The following is a 1079-nucleotide window of genomic DNA, read 5'->3' as shown; positions in this document are numbered from 1 at the left end:
CCGTCGACGTGCGCGGTGGCCTCCTCGGCCTCCTTGAGGACGGTCTGCATCCCGGAGGGCAGAAGGTCGAGGGTGCCCACGTGGTGGACGCGCCAGCGGCCGTCGGCGGCGAGGGTGCGCACCGTGTCCTCGATGATGCCGAGGAGCGGGACCAGTTCCTCCTTGGGCCGGTCGAAGTTGTCCGTCGACAGCAGCCACAGGGTGACCACCTCGACGTCCGTCTCGGCGCACCAGCCGAGGAACTCCTCGATCTTCTCGGCGCCGGCCCGGTGACCGTGCACCGTGGTGGAGCCCGCGGCCTTCGCCCAGCGGCGGTTGCCGTCCATGATGACGCCGATGTGCTTCGGCACCTGAGCGGTGTCCAGGTGGCCTTCCACCCGGCGTGCGTACAGCCTGACCAACAGGCTCCGCAGCTTGTCGCGCAGGTTCACGTGATCGTCAGCCCCTCCGTACGGATCGGACAGGCGCGGCACCCCGCCGCGGTCGCGCGGCAAGCGGCCCGGTCTCGGCCGCGGGCGGTCCCTGCCCGTATGGCGGTCCCCAGAGGCGAAGCGTACCCCCGCCGGGGCGGGGGTCCCCAACGTCCGGTCTGGCGCGCTTTTGTCAGCTGTACTGCGGTGGCACGCCGTTTGCGCGCTGCCGCCGGAACCACTGCTTCGCGGGCGCGCGGGAGAGCAGCACCAGGACGGCGATGCCGGTGCCGAGCGGCACGATGCCGAGCGGGACGCCCCGGGCGGTGCCGCTGAGCGCGAAGAGGATCTGCAGGCAGGCCAGCACGATCGAGGCCACGCGCACGCCGTTGCCCGCCTTCTGGAAGAAGAACGCCAGCACGAACAGCACGGCGGGCATCAGGTAGCCGCTGAAGAAGCGCCCCGCCGCCTCGGCGCCCTCGCCGGCGGCGACCAGGACGGTCAGCAGGACACCGATCCCGAACGTCGCGAACATCACGATCTGCGCGGCACGGACGGGACCGGGCATGCCGACGGTCACGGCGGGCGGGGGGTAGGGCGCGGCGCCGGGCCATCCGTGGGGGTGGCCGTAGGGGGCCTGCTGGGCGTACGGGGGCTGACCGTACGCCC

Annotated in this window: 2 protein-coding genes; both read right to left on the bottom strand. The window is 72.7% G+C overall.

The genetic code is table 11. The features are described from left to right. Window positions 1–431 (bottom strand): undecaprenyl diphosphate synthase family protein (locus tag CCN29_RS36275; RefSeq protein WP_442538509.1); only part of this gene is annotated, 431 nt, incomplete at its 3' end. 172 nt (window positions 432–603) lie between these two features. Beyond that, window positions 604–1079 (bottom strand): hypothetical protein (locus tag CCN29_RS27240; RefSeq protein ID WP_086685242.1); only part of this gene is annotated, 476 nt, incomplete at its 5' end.

The organism is Streptomyces pseudogriseolus (genome assembly GCA_002154585.1).
In the GTDB taxonomy this organism is placed as follows: Bacteria; Actinomycetota; Actinomycetes; order Streptomycetales; family Streptomycetaceae; genus Streptomyces; species Streptomyces pseudogriseolus.
The sequence above is the reverse complement of the archived record's forward strand: the minus strand, read 5'-3'. Positions and strand labels throughout refer to the sequence as shown.